The organism is Nocardia tenerifensis NBRC 101015 (genome assembly GCF_000308715.1).
Classification (GTDB): domain Bacteria; phylum Actinomycetota; class Actinomycetes; order Mycobacteriales; family Mycobacteriaceae; genus Nocardia; species Nocardia tenerifensis.
In genome coordinates, this window is record NZ_BAGH01000013.1 from 1 (window position 1) to 22,268 (window position 22,268).

The window sequence follows — 22,268 nt, forward strand, 5'->3', positions numbered from 1 at the left end:
CCTCGCCGACGCCTTGTCGCTGTTCCTCGCGCGTGCGCACGCCGGCGACCCGACCCCGGAGGCGCGCGGCGCGGCCCGCCGGGTCTGCGATCGCCTGGATCGTCTGCCGCTCGCCCTCGAACTGGCCGCGGGCTGGACGGGCACGCTCTCGCTCACCCAGCTGGCCGACTCGCTGCACGAACCCTTCGCCGTACTCGACGGCGGCTCACGCACCGCGCCGTTCCGGCAGCGGACCCTCGCGGAGTCGATGCGCTGGAGCCATGACCTGCTCGACGACGACGAGCGGGTGCTGTTCCGCAGGCTCGCGGTGTTCGAGCCGGGATTCGCCGCCGACGAGGTGGCCCCGTTGGACGCGACGCCGGGTCGCGCGCTGCGGACCCTGCGCGGGTTGATCGACAAGTCACTGGTGGTGGCCGACACCACCGGGGCGGTGGCCCGCTACCGAATGCTCGGCGTGGTCCGGGATTACGCGCTGCTCCGGCTCGCCGAGGCCGGGGAGACCGAGTCGCTGCGCGACCGCCACCTCGCGGCGTACCTCGCGCTGGTGGAGCGCGCCGAGCCGCTGCTCGGCACCGACCAGGACGCCTGGCGGTCCCGAATCGCGCTGGAGTTGGCCAACATTCGTGCGGCCATCGATTGGGGTCTCGACCGGCCGGATCCGGCCGACGGGCGCGGGCTCGCCGCGGCGATGGCCTGGTTCTGGTATCTCGAACCCCGCGGCCTGGAAGGGGTTCGGGTGCTGCGCCGCGCCGTCGAGCGCGGCGCGGGCGCGCGGGACGAGTTGCAGGCCCGGGTGCTGGCCGGGCTGGCGCTGGTGTGCGACACCACCGTCTACGGCTTCGTCGGATACGAATCCGCGCGTGCCGCAGCGGAATTGGCCGCCGAGGTCGGGGCCGACGCGGTCGGCAGGCTGGCCCGCTCGCTGTGCGCGGTCGAGCAGCTCGGCCTGGACCTGAACCGGGCCTACACCGACGCCGAGGCGCTGCATCTAGAGGCGTCGCGCATCGGCGACGGTTTCATCGCCGACTCCACCACGGCGCTGCTCGGATTGATCCACCTGTTCCGTGACGAATACCGCAGCGCCATAACACAACTCGACCAGGCACTCATCGGCATGCGCGCCCGCAACGACCGCGGCTTCGCCTCGTTCGCGCTCGCCTGGCTCGCCGCCGCGACCGCGCGCTCGGGCGAGCTGGCCCGCGCCGCCGAAATCGCCGAGGACGCGGTCGCCACCGCACAGCCCCTGCACGACTTCCACCACATGGGCTCGGCCCGGGCCGCCCTCGCCGAAATACGGGTAAGCCAAGGCCTTCTCGACGACGCGGCCGCCGCCCTGGCCCCGATCGACCGCCTGCTCGACGGCGAAACCTCGCCGTTCGTGCCCGGCTGGGAGCGCGTGCACGCCATGCGCGCGCTGGCGGCGGGCGATCCGGCGGAGGCGATCGCCTGGTGCCGGCGGGAGGGCCGCACGCCGGGCGAGGCGCCCGACGGACCGCTCACCCCGATGACCCAGGTGGTGCTCGCCACCGCGTTGCGCGAATCGGGCGAACTCGCCGCGGCGACAGCGCTGCTGGAAACCCTCGTGACCGAGCCGATGATTCGTGCCCTGCCGTCGGTGCACGCCGACGTGCTCGACCAGCGCGCATTACTGTTGCACGACAACGATATCGAGCAAGCACTGCGCCTGCACCACGAGGCGCTGCGCATCCGGACCGGGCACGACCTCGTGCTCGGCCGCGCGGTGAGCCTCGAGGCGCTCGCGCTCACGCTGGCTCGACGGGGCACGACCGAAGTCGCCGCCGTCCTGCTCGGTGCCGCCGAACGCGCCCGTTCTGAGACCGGCTCGGCGCCGGACCCCACCGCGGCGGCTGCCCGCGAACTACTGAACTCCCGAGTCGCCGAGCACGAACTGACCGACTATCTGGAACGCGGCCGCGCCATGGACGGCGCGCGGGCCGTCGAGTACGCCACTAAGGCGCGCGGCCGGCGCAACCGCCCGGACTCCGGCTGGGCGAGCCTGACGCCGATGGAGCGGTCGGTGGTGGATCTCGCCGTCTCCGGGCTGTCCAATCCGGAGATCGCCACTCGGCTCTACATCAGCCGCGGCACGGTGAAGACCCACCTCGCGCACGTTTACGCGAAGCTCGGCGTCGCCAATCGCACCGAGCTGGCCCGGCTGCACGTGCCCGCGACCGACTAGTTCACGACCTCAGCGATCGCCGAGGAACGACAGCCGCACCTCGCGCTCCGGATTGTCGATATTGAGATCGACGAACGCCACGGACTGCCAGGTCCCCAGCGCCATCGAGCCGCCGATCACCGGAATCGTGGCGTAGGGCGCGATGAGGGCGGGCATCACATGCGAACGCCCGTGTCCGCGCGAACCGTGCGCGTGCCGCCACCGATCGTCGGCGGGCAGCAGCTCGCCCAGCGCGGCGAGCAGGTCGTCGTCGCTGCGCGCGCCCAGCTCCATCACCGCGACGCCCGCCGTCGCGTGCGGCACGAACACGTTCAACAGCCCGTCACCGCCGTCGGCGGCCTCGCGCAGGAACGCCGTGCACTGCCCGGTGATGTCCTGCACGACCTCGGTCCGTCCGGTGGTCAGCGTGAATACCGTGCTCTTCATCACTCCATCGTGCGTCATGCGCGCCGATTCGCGGCCGCACGAGGCCGGTGTCCGGCGACGCGATGTCCAGTGCGATCGAGGCCGAGCCCGACCTGCGGACACCGTCGCGGGGCCGCTCGGCGGAGGAGGCAGGGGTAATCTGCTGGACGACGGCCGGTACGCTGGGTGCCTGTCAGCCCTGGTTAGTCGATCTTGGAGGACCCTGTCGTGGCTCTCGTTGTTCAGAAGTACGGAGGATCCTCGGTGGCCACCGCCGAGCGCATCCGGCGCGTCGCTGAACGGATCGTCGAGACCAAGAAGGCGGGCCACGACGTGGTGGTCGTCTGCTCGGCCATGGGCGATACCACCGACGAACTGCTCGATCTCGCCCAGCAGGTCGCGCCCGCGCCGCCGGCCAGGGAGATGGACATGCTGCTCACCTCGGGTGAGCGCATCTCGAACGCGCTGGTCGCCATGGCCATCCACTCGCTCGGCGCCGAGGCCCGTTCGTTCACCGGCTCGCAGGCCGGCGTGATCACCACCGGCGCGCACGGCAACGCCAAGATCATCGACGTCACCCCGGGCCGCCTGCGCCAGGCGCTCGACGACGGGCAGATCGTGCTGGTCGCCGGCTTCCAGGGCGTCAGCCAGGACAGCAAGGACGTCACCACGCTCGGCCGCGGCGGCTCCGACACCACCGCGGTCGCGCTGGCCGCCGCGCTCGAGGCCGACGTCTGCGAGATCTACACCGACGTGGACGGCGTCTTCACCGCCGACCCGCGGATCGTGCCGGACGCGCAGCGGCTCGAGCAGGTCTCCTACGAGGAGATGCTGGAGCTCGCGGCCTGCGGCGCGAAGGTGCTGATGCTGCGCTGCGTCGAGTACGCGCGCCGCTACAACGTGCCTGTGCATGTGCGCTCGTCCTATACCGACAAGCCGGGCACCTACGTTTACGGATCGATGGAGGACATCCCCTTGGAGCAAGCAATCCTCACGGGCGTCGCGCACGATCGCAGCGAGGCCAAGGTGACCGTGGTCGGGCTGCCCGACGTCCCGGGCTACGCCGCCAAGGTGTTCCGCGCGGTCGCCGACGCCGAGATCAATATCGACATGGTGCTGCAGAACATCTCCAAGATCGATACCGGCAAGACCGACATCACCTTCACCCTGCCCAAGACCGACGGCGCGCGCGCCGTCGAGATGCTCACCAAGCAGCAGGACGAGATCGGCTTTTCGCAGGTGCTCTACGACGACCACATCGGCAAGGTGTCGCTGGTCGGCGCGGGCATGAAGAGCCACCCCGGCGTCACGGCCAAGTTCTGTGAGGCGCTGGCCGAGGCGGGCGTGAACATCGATCTGATCTCCACCTCCGAGATCCGGATCTCGGTGCTGGTCAAGGACACCGAGCTGGACGAGGCCGTGCAGGTGCTGCACCGCGCCTTCGAGCTCGGTGGCGACGAGGTGGCCGTTGTGCATGCCGGGACGGGACGTTAATCATGGGTGTTCGGGTAGGTGTTGTCGGCGCGACCGGGCAGGTCGGCGCCGTCATGCGAAAACTGTTGGAGGAGCGCGACTTCCCGGCCGATGAGGTGCGATTCTTCGCCTCCTCGCGCTCGGCCGGTACGAAGCTGCCGTGGCGCGGCGGCGAGATCGTCGTCGAGGACACCGAGCTCGCCGATCCGGCCGGGCTCGACATCGCGCTGTTCTCGGCCGGCGCCACCATGTCCCGGGTGCAGGCGCCGCGCTTCGCCGCGGCCGGGGTCACCGTGATCGACAACTCGTCGGCCTGGCGCAAGGACCCCGAGGTCCCGCTGGTGGTCAGCGAGGTCAATCCCGAGCAGACCCGCAACCTGGTCAAGGGCATCATCGCCAACCCGAACTGCACGACCATGGCCGCCATGCCGGTGCTCAAGCCGCTGCACGACCTGGCTGGTCTGCGCCGCCTCATCGTGTCCAGCTACCAGGCGGTGTCCGGTAGCGGCCTGGCCGGTGTCGAGGAACTCGCGTCGCAGGCGCGCGCGGTGATCGACGACGCCGAGAAGCTGACCCACGACGGCGGCGCCGTCGACTTCCCCGCGCCGAACAAGTACGTCGCGCCGATCGCGTTCAACGTGCTGCCGCTGGCCGGTTCGCTGGTCGACGACGGCTCCGGGGAGACCGACGAGGATCAGAAGCTGCGCAACGAGAGCCGCAAGATCCTCGGCCTGCCCGACCTGCTGGTCAGCGGGACCTGCGTGCGCGTCCCGGTGTTCACCGGTCACTCGCTGTCGGTGAACGCCGAGTTCGACCAGCCGCTCTCGGTCGAGCAGGCCAGGGAGATCCTGGCCAAGGCGCCCGGCGTCAAGCTGGTCGACGTGCCGACGCCGCTGCAGGCGGCCGGCGCCGACGACTCGCTGGTCGGCCGGATCCGCCAGGATCCCGGCGTGCCGGACGGTCGTGGCCTCGCGCTCTTCATCTCGGGCGACAACCTGCGAAAAGGCGCCGCCCTCAACACGATTCAGATCGCCGAGGTCCTGCTCAGCAATCGCTGAGAAGGTGCGGCCGTGCACCGCGCGGCCGCACCCACCCTCATTCGGCGTCGTAGCGGATACACAGCGAGCGCTCGGCGATCGAGTGTCCGGCCTCGATCTCGTACGCGCCGGGCACCTTTCGCCACGCCCCGTCGTCCCAGATCTCGAATGCCCGCTCCGGCAACTGGATCGTGGCCTCCACCGACTCGCCCGGGTCGGCCTCCACGCGGGCGAAGCCGGCCAGCCAGCGCGCGGGCCGGACCGTCGTGTCCGCCACGGGCGCGAGATAGACCTGCACCACCTCGCCGCCCCGGCGCGCGCCGGTATTGCGCACCCGGACCGTCACCGTCGTGCCCTCATGCGCGATCGACTCGTAATCCCATGTGGTGTAACCGATTCCGTGCCCGAACGGGTAGGCGGGCGTGGTGCCCGCCCGTTCCCACGCGCGATAGCCGACGAACACATCTTCCCGATAGACCAGCTCGCCGTCGGTCGGAGTGACCTCCGAGACCGGGCAGTCGGCCAGCGTGGCGGGCCAGGTGGTGGGCAGCCGGCCGCCGGGCTCGGTGTCGCCGAGCAGCACCTCGGCGAGCGCGGCGCCGGCCTCCTGGCCGGGGAACCAGGTCAGCAGGATCGCGGGCACGTCGTCGCGCCACGGCATCTCCACCGGCGAGCCGGCGTTCACCACCACGATCGTGTTCGGGTTCGCCTCCACCACCCGGCTGACCAATTCGTCTTGGCGGCCAGGCAGTTTCAGGCTGGTGCGGTCGAAGCCCTCGGACTCGACCTGCTCCGTCGTCGCGACGACGACCACCGCGACGTCCGCCGCCAGCGCCGTCTCCACGGCCTCGGCGATCAACTCGTCGGGGTCGCGGCGGGGATCGCCGTGCGCGAGGGTGAACAGGATCGCCTTGATGGGCATGCCCGCGAGCTTCACCGGTGTATGGGTCATGCGCACCTCCACCGGCGTCCCCGCCGTCAGCTCGACCGTGCCCCGCTCGGCCGCAGTGCCGAAGAACGCCTCGAAAGGGTCCGCGCCGGTGAGGGTTTCGGCGCCCTCGAACACCACGGTGTCGCCCACGACGAGCCGGAAATCGCCGATTCCCTTGGTGCCGAACACATGCGAGCCGGTCTCCTCCGGCGTGAAGGTGCCGTGCACCTCGACGGTGTGCAGCGCGTCGTACTCGATGCCCTCGGGCAGCTCGCCGAGCCAGTTGACCATTCCGTTGGGCAGCGAACTCTCGCCGAGCAGGGCGCCGTCGGCGTCGAAAATCCGGGCGCGCAGCTCGAATCCTCGGTCGGCCGCGCCCAGATCGTCGCTCGGGGCGGCGCCGATCGCGTAGGTCAGCGCGCCCGCGGGCAGCGCGGCGGTCAGCCCGTCGAGCGGCGAGACCACGTGCGCGGGGAAGACGGTGGCCGAGCCGCCGCCGAGAATGCGGGCGTCCCTGGCGGCCAGGCCGATCAGCGCGACCTTCGTGTCACTACGGTCCAGCGGCAGGGCGGCGCGTTCCCCGATCCGCTCGTTGCGCACCAAAACGAAACCGCGCGTGGCGATCTCTCGCGCCAACGCGTCCCCGTCGATCTGCTCGGGCGGCGTGGTCACCACCGGATCGGCGCCCTCGAGCAGGCCGACCCTGGCCGCGAGCCGCAGTACATTGCGCACGGCCGCGTCGACCACGGACTCGTCCACCGCACCGTCGCGCACCGCCGCGACGAGCGCGTCACCGTAAACCCCTTGCGGCCCAGGCATGACGACGTCCAGACCGGCCTCGATCGCCGGCACCGTCGACCTGGCGGCCGTCCAGTCGGAGACCACGATGCCGTCGAAACCCCACTCCCCGCGCAGCACTCCGTTCAGCAGCTCGCCGTGCTCGGTCATCGTGGTGCCGTTGACCGAGTTGTACGCGGCCATCACGCCCCACGGGCTCGCGTCGCGGACCATCGCCTCGAACGGCGCGAGATACAGCTCGCGCAGCGCGCGGGCGGAGACGACATTGTTCACCGTGAAGCGGTCGGTCTCGGCGTCGTTGGCGACGTAATGCTTGACGGTGGTGCCGATTCCGCCGTCCTGCACCCCGAGCACATAGCCGGTGCCGATGCGCCCGGTCAGATACGGATCCTCCGAGTAGGCCTCGAAATGCCTTCCGCCGAGCGGTGATCGGTGCAGATTGACCGTCGGCGCGAGCAGCACGTTGACGTTCTTGCGCCTGGCCTCCTGCGCGAGCAGCCGCCCGGCCCGCCGGGCCAGCTCCGGATCCCACGACGCGGACAGCGCGGTCGGCGACGGCAGCGCGATGGACGGATCGTCGGCGCTCCAGTGCACGCCGCGCACCCCGATCGGACCGTCGGACATCACCAGCGACCGCAGCCCGATCTCGGGCAGCGCGGGCAGCGACCACATGTCCTGACCCATCAGCAGCCGGGCCTTGGCCGGGAGGTCGAGCCTCCCCAGGGCCGCCGTCACCACTTCTTCGCGGGCCTCGTCGGCTGGACTCATATCGAACTCCTTCGTCTGCCATATCGGTGCGGACAGGGTTTCACCGCCGGTCGCGGTGCAGAGTCTCCTTCCGCCGAGCGTAGCCAGCGGCGCGTCCCGCGACGCGGTTCCGGCCCGAAATGGGCTCGCCCGGTCGTCCCCGCGGCTGTTAGCCTCCGGCGATGGCAAACCCCCATCCCCAGGTGTATCTAGGTGACCGGATCGTCGCGGCCGAGGCGGCCACGGTCGGTGTCGCATCGTCGGCGGTGCTGTACGGGCTCAGCGTGTACACCGTGTTTCCGGTGCATGTGGCGGGTGCGGCGCGGACCGCGTTCCGGCTCGACGATCACTTCCGCAGGCTCGAGGAGTCGTGCAAGATCATCGGGATCGACCGGTTCGCGGCGGAGTGGGACTACGCGCGGTTCTCCGCGGCGGTGGTCGAGCTCATCGCCCGCAACGCCCCCACCGAGGACGTCTTCGTCCGCGCGACAGTGCATGTGGTCGAGTCGATTCCCGGCACCAGGGTGCGCGGGTGCGCGATCCAGGTCAGCATGTTCGTCTACGACGCGGTGCCGATCGTCCCGCAGGACGGCATGCGGCTGAAATCCAGTCCGTGGCGGCGCATTCCGGACAACGCGATCCCGTCGCGCGCGAAAGTCAATGGCGCGTATGTGAATTCGGTGCTCGCCAAGCAGGACGCGATCGACAGCGGCTACGACGACTGCGTCTTCCTCGACGGCAACGGTCACGTCTGCGAGCTCAGCGCCGCCAATATCTTCCTGGTCCGCAACGGCACGCTCATCACCCCCGACGTGTCCTGCGACATCCTCGACGGCATCAACCGCAGAACCGTCCTCACCCTGGCCGCCGAGGACGGCATCCCCGTCGTCGAACGCACCGTCGACCTGACCGAGCTCTACATCGCCGACGAGGTCTTCGTCACCGGAACCTCCGCCGGTGCCGCCCCGGTCCTCGAGGTCGACGGCCGCACGGTCGCCGACGGCAGGCCCGGCCCCATCTCCCAGGCCCTGCGCAAACGGCACGCCGACGCCCTCCGTACCGACGTCCTGCACGGCTGGGTCACCCCGCTCGGCTGACCCGCCGGCTCACCGGATGCCGGGGGCTCCCGGGCCGAGGCAGACCAGAATCGCGCAGCCGGGCGCGGTATCCGCGAACGGCGGCGCCAGCGCGGTGTTCGCACACGCCAGGACATTGCAGCCCGGATACGCGAACGGCCCCGCGCCGAACACCGCGAGCACGAAATTCGGGTCGATGAATTGACCCGGGTTCAGTTGCAGCGGCGGCTCGACATACGCCCCCGGGTCCGGCATGGGCGGGGAGTGGAACGCGGCGAACAGTCTTCGGAAGAATTCGTGCGGCAGCTCGTCGATGTTCTGGATGGTGCCGGTCAGCCCGTACCGGCTGACGTTGCCGTAGAACCCGGTCCAGACGACCGTCAGGTCGAGGCTGGGAATGATGAAGACGTCCTGTAGCCCGAGGCCCGACATCATGTACACATCGGACGGCAGGCTGTGCGCGGACTCGGCGCAGCCCGGCCCGCGCCAGAACAGATAGCCGTAGCACCTGTTGGCAGGCGAGGGTTCGCGCGCCTGCCGCAGGTATTCGGTGGAGACGATGTGCTGTGCGCCCCAGCGTCCGTCGTTGCTCACCAGCAAACCCAGCTTCGCGAAATCGTTCGGCGGGATCATGAGGTGGGCGTAGCCGTAGGTGTGTCCGGCTCGGTCGCGGGCCCAGTAGTAGTCGCCGCGTTGGATGCCGAGGGGGTCGAAGAGTTCGCGTTGGGCGAATTGTTGCAGGGGCTCGCCGACCGCGAGTTCGATAACGTAGGAGAGCAGGTCGACATTGCGCTGGCTGTAGCTGAATACCGTGCCGGGCGGATTGTCCAGCGGCACACCGAGCGCCTGGACCGCGCTGTCCGGCTCGATGGGCACCACGCCGGTGACGCCCTCGGTCAACACGCCGACCTTCATTCCGGAGGTCTCGGTGAGCAGGTTCTGAACCGTGATCGAGCGATGTTCGGCGTCGCCGAGCCCCGGCGGCAGATATTCGTCGATGGGCGCGGAGATGTCGAGCTTTCCCCGGTCCCACGCGATGCCGGCGAGCAGCGAGACAATGCTCTTGGTCGCGCTCCAGATATTCCACGGCACGTTCCCGGTCTGTGCGTTCGCAGGCCCCTCGCCGATCAGGCAGTTGTGCCGAAATACCTGAATATTGAGGCGGTTTCGGGTGCTGGCGAACGCCAGCGCGTCCGCGAGTCGCGCGCTGTCGAGCCCGACCTGCTCCGGCTCCGCGCGTGCCGGTTCGCGGCCGGATCGCATCGCGCAACCGACCGCATCGATTCCGGGATCGGCCGATGCCTGCCCGCCGGTGAAAACACTCCCCGCGACCAGCGATAACGCAGCGAACCCAACGAGGAACCCACCGAATCGCCCCATGCGCACGAGGTTAACGCGCGGGCCCGGCGCCGACGGGCGAATGGTGCGTTGTGGTGCGGCCGTGTCACCGGATGCCCGGTGCGCCGGGGCCGACACAGGCGAGAATCGCGCAACCCGGCGCGGTATCCCAGAACGGCGGAGCCAACGGATAGTTCAGGCAGGAGAAGACATTACAGCCCGGGTACGCGTCCGGTCCGATGCCGAATACCGCAGGCAGAATGTCGGGGTCGACATAACCCCTGGGATCGAGCCGGACCGGAGGCTCGACGTACGGACCGGGGTCGGGCATCGGTCGTTCGTGGAATGCCGCGAACAGTTTCCGGAAGAACTGGTACGGGAGCTCCGCCTGATTCTGCAGAATGCCGGTCGGGCCGCCGCTGCTGCGATTGCCGAAGATTCCGGTCCACACCACCGTGAGGTCGAGACTCGGGATACCGAAGACGTTCTGCATGCCGAGCCCGTCCATCATGAATACGTCCGACGGCACGTGGTAGAGCGGTCCCGCGCACTCGGGTCCGAGCCAGAACAGGTACCCGTAGCATTCGTTGGACGGAGACGGCCGAAGGGCCTGCCGCAGAAATCGTTCCGAGACGATTTGACTTGCGCCCCAACGCCCGTCATTGCTGACGAGTAGGCCGAGTTTGGCGAAATCGTTCGGCGGGATCATGAGGTGTGCGTAGCCGTAGGTGTGTCCGGCTCGGTCGCGGGCCCAGTAGTAGTCGCCGCGTTGGATGCCGAGGGGGTCGAAGAGTTCGCGTTGGGCGAATTGTTGAAGAGGCTCGCCGACAGCCAACTCCAGGACATAAGTGAGCAGGTCGACATTGCGCTGGCTGTAGCTGAATACCGTGCCCGGCGGATTGTTCAGCGGCATGCCCAGCGCCTGCACGGCACTGTTGGGGTCGATCGGGATCACCCCGCTCAAGCCCTCGGAGAGCGCGCCGATCTTCAGGCCGGAGGTCTCGGTGAGCAGATTCTCGACCGTGATCGCCCGATGCTCGGCGTCGCCGAGCCCCGCGGGCAGATAGCGATCTATCGGGGCCGCGATATCGAGTTTCCCTCGGTCCCAAGCGATTCCGGCGATCAGCGCGACGACGCTCTTGGTGGAGCTCCAGATGTTCCACGCCACGTTACCGGTCTGCGCATTGGTAGGCCCCTCACCGATCAGGCAGTTGTGCCGAAACACCTGGACATTCAAGCGGTTTCGAGAGGCAGCGAACGCCAGCGCGTCCGCGAGCCGCGCGCTGTCGAGGCCGACCCGCTCGGGCCTGGCCCGCGCGAACTCCCGTCCGGACTGCGGCGTGCACCGCACCTCCTCGGACGCGGGTGCCGCGTGCGCGGGCAGTACACCGCCGATCACCAGCGATAGCGCCGCGAAGCCGACCAGGAGACCACCGCATCGCCCCATGCGCTCGAGGCTATCGCGGGAGGGCGCCGCGGCCCGGCCACCGACGCGGCGAGCCGGGTGGAAAACACAAACGCCGCCAGGTCAGAGAACCTGGCGGCGCTGAGTCGTACGAAGTCGACGTCCCACAAGCGCCTCTCGGCGAGTGGTCGCACGTAGCGACAAAAGGGGTGAGGCCCGGGGCTGTCCGGACGCCGACAGCAGGGATCAACGACCACCCATCCGGAAGTATTCCGCGCCGCCTCATATGAAGCCCATCACACTCTATCTGTAGAAGTTCTGTTTCTTGACTTATTCCAGAAAAGGTGGAGGATCGGTGTCATGCACACCAACCACCTCGACCCGCGGGAGCAGTTGCGCGCGGCCGGTCTGCGGGTCACCGCCCCGCGGATCGCGGTGCTGGACGCGGTCGCGGCCACCCCGCACGTCGACGCGGACCGGGTGGCCGCCACCGTTCGCGAGGCCTTGGGCACGGTGTCCACCCAGGCCGTCTACGACGTACTGCGCGCCTGCGTGCACGCCGGGCTCCTGCGGCGCATCGAACCGGCCGGCTCGGCCGCGCTGTACGAGACCCGGGCCGGCGACAACCACCACCACCTGGTGTGCCGAGACTGCGGCACGGTCGTCGACGTCGACTGTGTCGTGGGCGAGGCCCCCTGCCTGACACCCGCCGACGACCACGGCTTCGCGGTCGACGAGGCGGAGGTCGTCTTCTGGGGCCGATGCCCGACCTGCCGTTCCGCGCGGCAGCCATCATGACCAGCCCGGGTTCGCCCGCCCGGGACGCATCACCAGCCGAGGAGGCTTCGAGAATGACCAAGCCGACGACCACGAACTCCGGAACCCCGGTCGCGAGCGACAACGAGTCGCTCACCGCCGGGACCCAGGGCCCGATCCTGCTGCACGACCACTACCTGATCGAGAAGCTCGCCCATTTCAACCGCGAGCGGGTGCCGGAGCGGATCGTGCACGCCAAGGGCGCCGGCGCCTACGGCGAACTGGTCGTGACCAACGACGTGAGCCGCTACACCAAGGCCAAGCTGTTCCAGCCCGGCGCGCGGACCGAGTCGCTCGTGCGGTTCTCCACCGTCGCCGGCGAGCAGGGCAGCCCCGACACCTGGCGTGACCCGCGTGGCTTCGCGGTGAAGTTCTACACCGAGGACGGCAACTACGACCTCGTCGGCAACAACACCCCGGTCTTCTTCATCAAGGACCCGATCAAGTTCCCCGACTTCATCCGATCGCAGAAGCGCCTGCCCGGCAGCGGGCTTCGCGACCACAACATGCAGTGGGACTTCTGGACCCTGCGCCCGGAGACCGCGCACCAGGTGACCTGGCTCATGGGCGACCGAGGCGTCCCGAAGACCTATCGGCACATGAACGGCTACGGCTCGCACACCTACCAGTGGATCAACGCCGCGGGCGAGCGCTTCTGGGTGAAGTACCACTTCAAGACCGACCAGGGCATCGAGAACCTGACCCAGGCCGAGGCGGACCGGATCGCCGGCGAGAACGCCGACTACCACCGCAAGGACCTGTGGGACGCGATCGAGCGCGGCGACTTCCCGAGCTGGACGCTGCACGTCCAGGTGATGCCGGTCGCCGAGGCCGAGAGCTACCGGTTCAACCCGTTCGACCTGACCAAGGTGTGGTCGCACCGGGACTACCCGCTGATCGAGGTCGGCAAGTGGACGCTCAACCGCAACCCCGGCAACTACTTCGTCGATATCGAGCAGGCCGCCTTCGAGCCGTCGAATGTCGTTCCCGGCATCGGCTTCTCGCCGGACAAGATGCTGCTCGGCCGCGTGTTCGCCTACTCCGACGCGCATCGCTACCGGATCGGCGTCAACTACGCGCAGCTGCCGCCGAACCTGCCGAGGGCCGCGGAGGTGAACACGTACTCCAAGGAGGGCGCCATGCGGTACTCCTACAACGACGCGAGCGTGCCGGTGTACGCGCCGAACTCCTTCGGCGGCCCGCACGCCGATCCGGCGCAGGCGCCCGACGGCGGCCTGTGGGAGTTCGATCCGACCATGGTGCGCGCCGGGTACGTCCAGCACCCCGAGGACGGCGACTTCACCCAGGCGGGCACGCTGGTGCGCGAGGTGTACAACGATGAGGAGCGCGATCGCCTGGTGAGCAATATCGTCGGGCACGTGCTCGGCGGCGTGCGCGAACCCGTCCTGAGCAGGGTGTTCGAGTACTGGACGAACGTGGATCCCGATCTCGGCAAGCGCGTCGAGGAGGGTGTCCGCGCGGGGCTCGAGGGTGGCGCGACGCCGCCCCCTTCGCAGGGCTGACCCACTCCGTAGTTCGAGGCAGGTGCGTACCGCGTTCGGTACGCACCTGCCTCGTCGTTTGTGCTGTCCTACTTACCCTTTCGGCCGCGGCGGGCGCCCACCGGTGACCGCGGAACACCGGCCACCGCTACAGCAGGCCCCACCAATAGAGCACGCAGGCCAGCGCCCAGACCACCACGGTTTCCATCGTCGCTCCCAATCTCCTCGACCCTGTCGTCTCCATCATCCGCTATCCGGGGGCGACTGGTACAAACTCGGCGCATACGCCGCCCATATGGCCCTTTCACCTGCGGCTTTCGGCCTGCAAGGTGTTCTTAAGTGCGTGCTAAGCCCGCGCGGGCATTGTTTGTGTCAACACCGAACACGCCGGGCGGGGGAGGTCCGGAGTGTTCGGTGTTCAAGCCACCGCCGGGGGTGGGGGAACGGGGTGCGACCTGTCTTCGAGGGGTTGACAGGTCGCACTCCGGGGAGAGAGTGCTTGCCGGGCCGGTCCACGAGGGGTGACCGGCTCGGCAGGCCACTCGGGACACCGGACACGCTTTTCGCCGGCTCTTCCGGGAGCTGACCGGCAACGATCACCCGCTGCCACTGCCGAAGGTAACCGCGGGCGCGCCGCGGCGGTCCCGATTCGGAAGGGGCGGCCGGACCGGTTCCGGAGGGTGATCGGCCCGGCGCCACCGAGTAGAACTTGTTCTAGACACTTTCGTCTATTTGTCTTACCGTCACTACATGTCGATCGATGCGTCTCGGCCAGGCCCTGTCTTCGAGCTCCGCTCCGGCGCCACCTGGACGTCGCCGTGGGAAATGTATGCCGCTCTGCGCGAACAGGATCCGGTGCATCACGTGGTGCCGCCGACGCGCCCCGACCACGACTACTGGGTGCTCACCCGGCACGCGGACGTCTACGCGGCGGCCCGCGACAGCGAGACCTACTCCTCGCGCGACGGGCTGACCGTCGAGTACGGCGAGCTGGAACAGATCGGGCTGACCGACAATCCGCCGCTGGTGATGCAGGATCCGCCGGAGCACACCGACTTTCGCAAACTCGTCGCCCGCGGGTTCACGCCGCGTCAGGTCTCCGAGGTGGAGCCGGTGGTGCGCCGATTCGTCCGCGACCGCCTCGAGAGGATCGCCGAGGACGGCGGCGGGGACATCGTCAAGCAGCTGTTCAAGCCGCTGCCGAGCATGGTCGTCGCGTACTACCTCGGTGTGCCGGAGGAGGATCGGGCCCGGTTCGACGGCTGGACCGACGCGGTGGTCGCGGGCAGCATCGACCGCGCGCAGACCCAGGCCTTGCCCGCGTCGATGGAGATGATGGGCTACTTCGCCGAACTCATCAAGCGACGCCGAACCGATCCGGGGGAGGACACGGTGTCGCTGCTCGTGCAGGCGGGCATGGCGGCCGACGACGCGGATGTGCGTGGCCTCGTACAGATTCTGGCCTACACGTGGACCATGGTCGCCGGCGGCAACGACACCACGACCGGGCTGCTCGGCGGCGCGGTCCAACTGCTGCAACAACATCCGGATCAGCGAGCCGCGCTGGTGGCGGACAAAGACCGAATCGCCACGGCCGTAGAGGAATTCGCCCGGCTGACCGCGCCGGTGCAGAACCTGGCGCGCACCGCGACGCGCGATATCGAGCTGGGCGGCAAGGCGATTCCCGCGGGCCGGAAGGTGCTGCTGGTGTTCGGCTCGGCCAACCGGGACGAACGCGCCTTCGGCGCCGACGCCGCGGAGCTCGACATCGACCGAAATCCTCAGCGCATCCTCACCTTCGGGCACGGACCGCACCACTGCCTCGGCGCCGCGGCCGCCAGAATGCAGGCCCGGGTGGCGCTCGAGGAGCTGCTCGATCGCTTCCCGAACTTCGTGGTGGATATCGACGCCGTCGAGTACGCGCCAGGGCCTTACGTCCGGCGGCCGACCACCGTCGCGTTCCGGTGTGCGGCATGACCGGTGGCTGGCTGGCCGACGACCGCGCGGAGCTCGCCGCCGAGCGCATTCTCGACGCGGTGCGCGGGCTGTTCCTCGACAAGGGCGTCACCGGTGTCGGCATGGCGGAAGTCGCCGAGGCGGCCGGGTGTTCCAGGGCGACGCTCTACCGTTACTTCGACAACCGGCAAGCGCTGTACGTCGCGTTCGCCGGGCGCGAGGCGCGTCAGGTGGTGGAGCGCGTGTGGCGCGATCCCGCGGTCACCGCGGCCACCGACCCGGGCGAGCGGCTGCTGGACGGTTTGACTGCCCTGATCGCCGAGGTTCGTAAAACCCCGCATCTGGCCGTGTGGTTCGCCCCCGCGAACGCGGGAATCGTTGCGCAGCTGTCTGATTCGTCGACGGTGGTGGACGACCTCGCCACCCGGTTCGTCGGCGACTTCCGGCCGGACGTGACCGCCGCCGCGGCGCGCCGACTCGGTCGATGGCTGGTCCGGGTGATGGTGTCCCTGCTGACCATGCCCGGCGCGGGCGAGGACGACGAACGAGCGATGCTGCGCGACTTCGCCATTCCGTTCCTGCTCGATCGGCGGATGCGGATCGAATAGGCGACGACCGGAACCGTGGACGGTTCCGGTCGCGGCGGGCCGAGCTACCGGCTGACGGCCTGCGTGGTGTAGTCGGGCAGGTCGTAGGACTCGGACTTGGTGAGCATCTTCATCATGAGCGGCTTCATCGCCTTCGAGGTCATCAGCTTGCTGACGGTGTGGCCCGCGCGAATGCCGAAGCTGGTCTTGGGGGTCATGGCCTTGAGTCCGCCCGGCGGAAGCTCCTGAGCCTTGGCGACGAACGGGCGGAGCACCTCCTCATAGCGTGGCAGTGCCCGCTCGGGATCGCTTGCGTGCGCGGCGATCTCGCCTGCCAGCACGTACGCGCCGATCAGCGCCATCGCGGTGCCGTGGCCGCTGAGCGGCGAACCGCAGTACCCGGCGTCGCCGAGCAGCACGACCCGGCCCTTCCACCACGTCGGCATGTCGATCCTGGCCAGCTCGTCGAAGTAGAAGTCGGTCGCTTCGGCCATGGCGGCGGTGAACCTGGCCGCTTCCCAGCCGCCGCCGGCCAGCCGCCGCCGGACGAGGTCTTGCTGGGCCGAGACGTCGCGGCGCAGCGCCGGGTCGGCCTCGGTGCGGATGGTGATCAGGGCCTTCGAGGTCGAGGGGTCGGCGTCGGGGCGCAGTCCGATATTGGTGGCGCCGACCAGCGAGTGCGCGGTGAACCAGTGGTTCTCCGCGGTCTCCGGCGTCGGCAGGGTGAAGAAGGACATGTAGCCGCCGAGGTAGGTGGAGAACTGCTCCTCCGGGCCGAACACCATGCGCCGGACGCCGGAGTGCAGGCCGTCGGCGCCGATCACGAGGTCGAAGCGGTCCCGCATGCCGGAGGCGAAGGTGATGTCGACGCCGGTCTCGTCCTGTGCGAGCTCGGTGATCCACTCGCCGTAGCGGTAGTCGACGCCGCCGGCCTCGGCCAGCGCCTCGAGCAGGACCTGGTTGAAATCGCCTCGAGTGATCTCGATCTCGGCGACGGCGCCCTTGCCGTCGAAGAGTTCGGTCGGCATCCGCACGATGTCGCGGCCCTCGGCGTCGACGAACTTCATGCCGCGCTCGTCGAGCTGGTACTCGCGGATGCCGGGCAGCAGGTTCATTCGGTCCGCCACCTCGCGGCTCGGCCCGCGCAGGTCGACGGCCTGGCCGCCCGGCCGCGGCGCGTCGGCCCGCTCGACCACGGTGGCCCGGATGCCTGCCCGGAGCAGTTGCAGTGCGACGGCGTTGCCGCCGATGCCGCCGCCGGCGATCAGGATGCGGGGTGCGGGGGCGGGGTGGTTGGTGCTCATGGTGTGTTCCCTTGCTTGCTGCTCAAATGTCTTAGACATATGTCTACAGGAGCCTTGTACGATTGTCTAGTACAAATGTGCAAGACGAACGTACAGTGGTGGTCATGGGAAACAGAGAAGCCTTGCTCGCCGCCGCTCGAACCTGCGTCTACCAGCGCGGATTCGCCGCTACAACGGCGCGTGACATCGCCGCGGCGGCGGGCGTCAGCCTGGCCGCGATCGGCTACCACTTCGGCTCCAAGGAGCGACTACTCACCGAGGCCTTCACCGAGGCGACGGGCCAGCGGATGGGCCAGGATCTCGACGAGCGCATTCGAGCCGCCGCGCGCGGCCGATCGCGAGCGGAGGCGTTCGCGCACACGTGGAACGGCGTGGCGGAACTCTTCGCCCGCCACCGCGACGGGATCGTCGCGAGCGCCGAGAACCTCATCCGTAGCCATCGCTGCGCCGACCGGCGCCACATGGCGACCGTCCACGAACGCGCCATCGCCGAACTCACGAACCTCATCGACGAGGTCGACCCGACACTGACCAAACCTCAGGCCCGCGCCATCGGTCAGCTGTACTTCGCCTTGCTGAACGGCCTTGCCCTGCAATGGATCAGCGACCCGGACAGCCCGCTGCCCACCGGCGACGAACTGGCCACCGCCATAACAGCCCTGACCTCCGTTACCGAGCGCGGCCGCGCTACTGAAACGGAGACATCAGGACACCGATTCGGGTTGAGGTGAAAGCGGCGGAGCGGAGTGCCGTGGAGCGGTTAAATAGACCGGCTGGCATGGAACGCGTTGACGGACAACGCTCTTGGTAAAGCCCCGGAACGGGCGCACACTCTTACTAGTCGGTGTTCGCAGCGGGAACGGGAGGCCGATGAGGATCCAGCCGCGACAACAGCTGGTCGAGGTCTGGCGGGCGTTGCTCTGCGCCTGTTACGACAACGGAGCCTGGCACTGGGGCGGGCGCGACGGGGCGAACGCGATCAGCGATACCGAGCAGTTGCTGTGCCTGCTGTATCCGGCCACCGAGATCGGGGCGTTCGCGCTGGACCAGCCCGACGACATGGCCGAGGACGTGCGGGCGGCGCTGCTGCCGCTCGGCGCGCAGGCGCGCATCGGGGGAGCGCTCGTGGGCGTGCTCGAGGACTACTTCGCCTGCTACACCACGCCGGACGGCGAGCCGACCTTCGGGGCAGGCGGCTACCTGCGCGCGGCCGACGGGAGCACGCCGAGCGCCGAACAGTATCGGTTGGAGGTCGTCGACGCGTACTCGATGTCGCTCACGCTGTGCATCGCGTCGATGCGATTCCTGCGGGTCTTTCAACGGCTCGTCGACGTGGAGGTGCGCCGCGAGGCCAGGGAGCTCTCGGCGCGAATCCGAACGCTGGTGCCGCAGGTGAGCATTCGGCTGACCGCCGCGATGACCGGGCTGGTGCGCAGCTTCGTGGTCCATACGCCGAGTCCGAAATCCAAAGGCGGGCAGGCGATCCTGGGTATGCTCAACCAGATCGACGCTCCCGAGGACGCCGTGATCAGTGGCATCGCCCGCCGGCTCGACCGGGTCCGGGTGCAGATGGCCAACGACATCAAGCTCGGCCAGTCCCTCGACATCGACCTCGCCGACGACCTGCTGCTGTTCGAGTGCGGCTGGAGCTGGGGCATCGCGCAGAAGGCGGCGCCGATCGACTTCGTCTCGATGCGCATCGGCGACCAGCCCGGCCACGCGGATTCCCGGCCGGACCTCTACTTCACCATCGTCGCGCTCGACGGCATCGACGACCTGGCCCTGCGCCGCACCCAGGAGATGGACCTGCTCAACGAGGAGCAGCGGCTGCTGGCCGACGCGCTCGAACTGCGCTGGGACCTCACCCAGCGCTACTGGTCCACCGCCGCCCGCTACGGGCCCGGCCGCTGGCCGCTCGAGGACATCCCGTGGCGCAGCTCGGCCGGCGAGGAGTCCGACTACTACACGCTCGCGGTCGCGGCGATGGTGCTGAAGGACTTCGTCAATCGGCAGGCCACCGACGAATTACCCCGTCTGGTAGCGGTTTTCGACCAGCTGGCCAGGCGCGGGCGGATCATCAGCAGGCTGACCGCAGGCGACCCCGCCGCCGCCCTGCACTACCCCGGTGTGCGGATATCCATGCCGGGCAGCGAGGCCGTCGGCGAGGGCCCGCCGCTGGTCTGGGAGGTCCCGGACTTCGCCACCCTGCTCTTGAAACGCTCGCTGCAAGCCTGGCAGCTGTCCCGCGACGTGGCCATGCGCGACCGTTTGATGTCGCTGGCCGAACTCACCATGGACCATCTCGAAAGGCGCCGGATCGCCGCGGGCCCGGCGGCCGGACTGTGGGACGACGCGAAACAGGTGGCGGTCAGCCAGCGCCCCGGGCTTTCCGCGGTCACCGACGCCGTGCCGAATGCGCCTGCGGCGCAACCCTCCTGGTATCTGACCGAGCGTGTCGTCGAGTGCCTGGTGTGCGCCGACCGCAATTTCCGCGAGCCGCCGCTGGCGATGCCGACGATGATCGGTCGCGCGATCGAAATGCGCAGCGAGGCAGAGCATCTGCTCAACCAGGAGATGCTGGAGGTCGACAACTCCTATGTGTCCCAGGCGATTCTCCTGCGGATCGAGCAACAGCTCGACGCGGCGCGCGGGCTGCTGCGCGAGCAGCCCGCCACCGCGTACAGCCTGGCCGCGCAGGCGCTGCTACAGCTGTACGAGCTGTCCTACGCACGCCGCGACGCGATGAGGTAGTGGCCGTGCTCGTCTTCTCGACCTCGGACAAGGGTGGCACCGGGCGCTCGGTGACCAGCTGCAATCTCGCGTACCGGCTGTGTGTGAGCGGGCGCAACGTCGCCTACGTCGACTTCGATTTCGGCTCGCCGACCGCGGGCGCGCTCTTCGAGATCTCCTCGGTGGAGTGCGGCACCCCGCAGCAGGACGGCGTGCACTCCTACCTGCTGGGTGAGACCGGCGTCGCCGCCAGGGTGGACGTTCGGGCGGTATCGGATCGGCCCGCGCTGCGGCGCCTGGGGCCGAAAGCCGGCAAGCTCGTGCTGTTCCCTGGCGACGAGGGCGGCGCGGAGTTCCTCACGGCCGACGAGACGATCGTCGGGCGCTGCGCCGAGCTGCTGCACGCGCTCGAGCAGGAGTTCAAGGTGGTCATCGTGGATCTGAGCGCGGGCCGCTCGGCCGCGCTGGAGCTGGTGCTGCGGGCCACGGCGCTGCCGCAGCTGCGGGCGCTCACCGCGCGCTGGTTGATCTTTCACCGCTGGACCCGCCAGCACATCCTGGCGGCCAGCGGGTTGGTGCACGGTTCGCACGGATTGGTGCAGACCGGCAAGGAGTGCGGGCACGACCCGCTGGAGCTGCTGGACTCGGTCCGGTTCATCCGCACCGCGGTACCCCAGGCCACCCCCTTGGGCACGGTCGACCGCCCCGCCCAGGCCGCCTGGCTGCTGGAGCAGAACGCCGCGCTCAAACGGCTCGCGTCGGCGAACCGGCTCGGCGCGAGCACGCTGCTCGGCGAGACGCCGATGGAGCCGGTACTGCACTGGCGCGAGCAGGTGATCATGGACATGGACGTGGACGCGAAGATCGCCGATCCGGCCACCGCGCTGGCCTATACCGAGCTGGCCCGGCGGCTGCTCGACCCCGCGACGTGGGAGAGGTTTTGAATCGTGAGTTACCGCGAGGAGACCGAGCACGCGCACATCGAGCAGGTACCGCTGTCGCATCTGTCCATCGAGGTGGGGCACTTCTCCCTGTACGAGATCGCCGACGACATGGATCAGGTGGTGCGGGAGTTCCGCAGGATCGTGCCGCTGGTCGAGGCCTTCATCGCCGCCGGCGTGCGCGGTTCGGTCCGCGGGCGCGGGTGAGCACCTGCTATTTACTCGACGATTACTTCGAGCCGGAGATCGGCCCGCGCGAAGTTCTGGGCAAACTTCTGCCTGCGGCGGACGAAAGCGGCTTGCGCATAGACTATTTGGCGCGCGAGTCCGGCTGCTGGGAGGCGGACCGCTTCGTCGACGGGGTGCCCTCGGGCGAGCCGGTCCGGCTGGCCGAGATGGTCGCGGCCAGTATCGTCGCCGAGCCGGACATCTCCACGGCGAGCGGGCGCAGGCCGCCGACGGCCGAATCCGGGTGGCTGTGCAATGGCCGGCGTTCGTCGCTGGACGAACCGGTGCAGGCCATGCGGGTGCCCAACTATCGGCCGCCGGAGGAGTTCGGCAGACGCGAGCACTCGATCTTCCTCGACGTGCAGCTGTGGAGTAAACGCTCCGAACGGGTCAATGGGCACAACGAGATTCACACCAGATGGTCGTGTGCGTTCCTCGCCGCGGTGTGGCAGCTGCTGCGGCTCGGCATGCTCCGCGACGACGGCGCCGCGGTCGTCGTCCCGCAGCCGTGGCACGCCGACGACGAGCCGCCGACGCGGTGGCGCGAGATTCCCCCTGTGCTGCAACTGAATCCGGACGCCGCCCCGTTCGCGGCGTACCAGACGCTGTCGATGCTGCCGAAACGCTATGTGGGCATAGAGCATTCGGTACGCCTCATCCTCGACCACCTCGATCTCGACAGCGACGTGGTCGAGCAGATCATCGCCCGCGGCAGTTGCGACGAGGTTCCGGTGACGGTGTCGCGCATGGTGAGCGAGCGGCTGTCCCATCTGCTGCTCGACGGAGGGTGAGCG

16 protein-coding genes and 1 pseudogene are annotated in these 22,268 nt (G+C 69.0%); 12 read left to right on the forward strand and 5 right to left on the reverse strand.

Annotated features, from left to right (window positions below; genetic code table 11):
* A partial coding sequence (locus tag ON39_RS51125) for a helix-turn-helix transcriptional regulator (protein WP_040729896.1) occupies positions 1-2,200 on the forward strand: 2,200 nt, incomplete at its 5' end.
* A 9-nt stretch (positions 2,201-2,209) separates the two neighbouring features.
* Here the strand turns inward: ON39_RS51125 and ON39_RS01505 are convergent.
* A complete protein-coding gene (locus ON39_RS01505) occupies positions 2,210-2,626 on the reverse strand; it encodes a secondary thiamine-phosphate synthase enzyme YjbQ (protein WP_040729899.1) in 417 nt (138 codons plus the stop codon).
* Between the two features lie 207 nt (positions 2,627-2,833).
* Here ON39_RS01505 and ON39_RS01510 point away from each other — a divergent pair, with 207 nt between their 5' ends.
* Positions 2,834-4,099, forward strand: a complete 1,266-nt coding sequence (locus ON39_RS01510; RefSeq protein WP_040729901.1) for an aspartate kinase — start codon at positions 2,834-2,836, stop codon at positions 4,097-4,099.
* 2 nt (positions 4,100-4,101) lie between these two features.
* Complete coding sequence (locus tag ON39_RS01515; RefSeq protein WP_040729903.1) at positions 4,102-5,136, forward strand: aspartate-semialdehyde dehydrogenase; 1,035 nt, start codon at positions 4,102-4,104, stop codon at positions 5,134-5,136.
* Positions 5,137-5,173: 37 nt separating this feature from the next.
* Here ON39_RS01515 and ON39_RS01520 read toward each other — a convergent pair whose 3' ends face one another.
* On the reverse strand, positions 5,174-7,612 hold the full coding sequence (locus ON39_RS01520; RefSeq protein ID WP_040729906.1) for a beta-glucosidase family protein: 2,439 nt from the start codon (positions 7,610-7,612) through the stop codon (positions 5,174-5,176).
* A gap of 161 nt (positions 7,613-7,773) precedes the next feature.
* Between ON39_RS01520 and ON39_RS01525 the strand changes: the two genes are divergently transcribed.
* Positions 7,774-8,688, forward strand: a complete 915-nt coding sequence (locus ON39_RS01525) for an aminotransferase class IV (RefSeq protein WP_040729909.1) — start codon at positions 7,774-7,776, stop codon at positions 8,686-8,688.
* A 9-nt stretch (positions 8,689-8,697) separates the two neighbouring features.
* Here the strand turns inward: ON39_RS01525 and ON39_RS01530 are convergent, their stop codons facing one another.
* Together ON39_RS01530 and ON39_RS01535 are read right to left on the reverse strand one after the other, a co-directional pair.
* Positions 8,698-10,047: a serine hydrolase domain-containing protein gene (locus ON39_RS01530; protein WP_040729910.1), complete on the reverse strand. Its 1,350-nt coding sequence runs from the start codon at positions 10,045-10,047 to the stop codon at positions 8,698-8,700.
* Between the two features lie 64 nt (positions 10,048-10,111).
* A complete protein-coding gene (locus ON39_RS01535; protein ID WP_040729913.1) occupies positions 10,112-11,452 on the reverse strand; it encodes a serine hydrolase domain-containing protein in 1,341 nt (446 codons plus the stop codon).
* A 318-nt stretch (positions 11,453-11,770) separates the two neighbouring features.
* Here ON39_RS01535 and ON39_RS01540 point away from each other — a divergent pair, with 318 nt between their 5' ends.
* The 4 genes from ON39_RS01540 to ON39_RS01555 all read left to right on the forward strand — a co-directional run bounded on the left by ON39_RS01540 (position 11,771) and on the right by ON39_RS01555 (position 16,292).
* A complete protein-coding gene (locus ON39_RS01540; RefSeq protein ID WP_040729915.1) occupies positions 11,771-12,208 on the forward strand; it encodes a Fur family transcriptional regulator in 438 nt (145 codons plus the stop codon).
* A gap of 53 nt (positions 12,209-12,261) precedes the next feature.
* Entirely contained in the window at positions 12,262-13,749 is a 1,488-nt protein-coding gene (locus tag ON39_RS01545; protein WP_040729918.1) for a catalase, read from the forward strand.
* A gap of 729 nt (positions 13,750-14,478) precedes the next feature.
* On the forward strand, positions 14,479-15,705 hold the full coding sequence (locus ON39_RS01550; protein WP_040729921.1) for a cytochrome P450: 1,227 nt from the start codon (positions 14,479-14,481) through the stop codon (positions 15,703-15,705).
* Positions 15,702-16,292, forward strand: coding sequence for a TetR/AcrR family transcriptional regulator (locus ON39_RS01555; protein WP_040729924.1), 591 nt, complete (start codon positions 15,702-15,704; stop codon positions 16,290-16,292). Before ON39_RS01550 ends, ON39_RS01555 begins: the two co-directional genes overlap by 4 nt.
* Positions 16,293-16,336: 44 nt before the next feature.
* Here the strand turns inward: ON39_RS01555 and ON39_RS01560 are convergent, their stop codons facing one another.
* Positions 16,337-17,575: an FAD-dependent monooxygenase gene (locus tag ON39_RS01560; protein ID WP_040729927.1), complete on the reverse strand. Its 1,239-nt coding sequence runs from the start codon at positions 17,573-17,575 to the stop codon at positions 16,337-16,339.
* 104 nt (positions 17,576-17,679) lie between these two features.
* On the opposite strand from ON39_RS01560, the gene ON39_RS01565 reads away from it, so the two are divergent.
* The 4 genes and pseudogenes from ON39_RS01565 to ON39_RS01580 all read left to right on the forward strand — a co-directional run bounded on the left by ON39_RS01565 (position 17,680) and on the right by ON39_RS01580 (position 22,265).
* Positions 17,680-18,306: a TetR family transcriptional regulator gene (locus ON39_RS01565; RefSeq protein WP_083894195.1), complete on the forward strand. Its 627-nt coding sequence runs from the start codon at positions 17,680-17,682 to the stop codon at positions 18,304-18,306.
* Between the two features lie 139 nt (positions 18,307-18,445).
* The gene (locus ON39_RS01570; protein ID WP_040729930.1) at positions 18,446-20,326 is read left to right on the forward strand and encodes an SCO2524 family protein; all 1,881 of its coding nucleotides are present in this window, start codon (positions 18,446-18,448) and stop codon (positions 20,324-20,326) included.
* Positions 20,327-20,331: 5 nt separating this feature from the next.
* A complete protein-coding gene (locus ON39_RS01575; protein ID WP_040729955.1) occupies positions 20,332-21,249 on the forward strand; it encodes an SCO2523 family variant P-loop protein in 918 nt (305 codons plus the stop codon).
* Between the two features lie 3 nt (positions 21,250-21,252).
* Positions 21,253-22,265: pseudogene (locus ON39_RS01580) on the forward strand (SCO2522 family protein).
* Positions 22,266-22,268 lie beyond the last annotated feature (3 nt).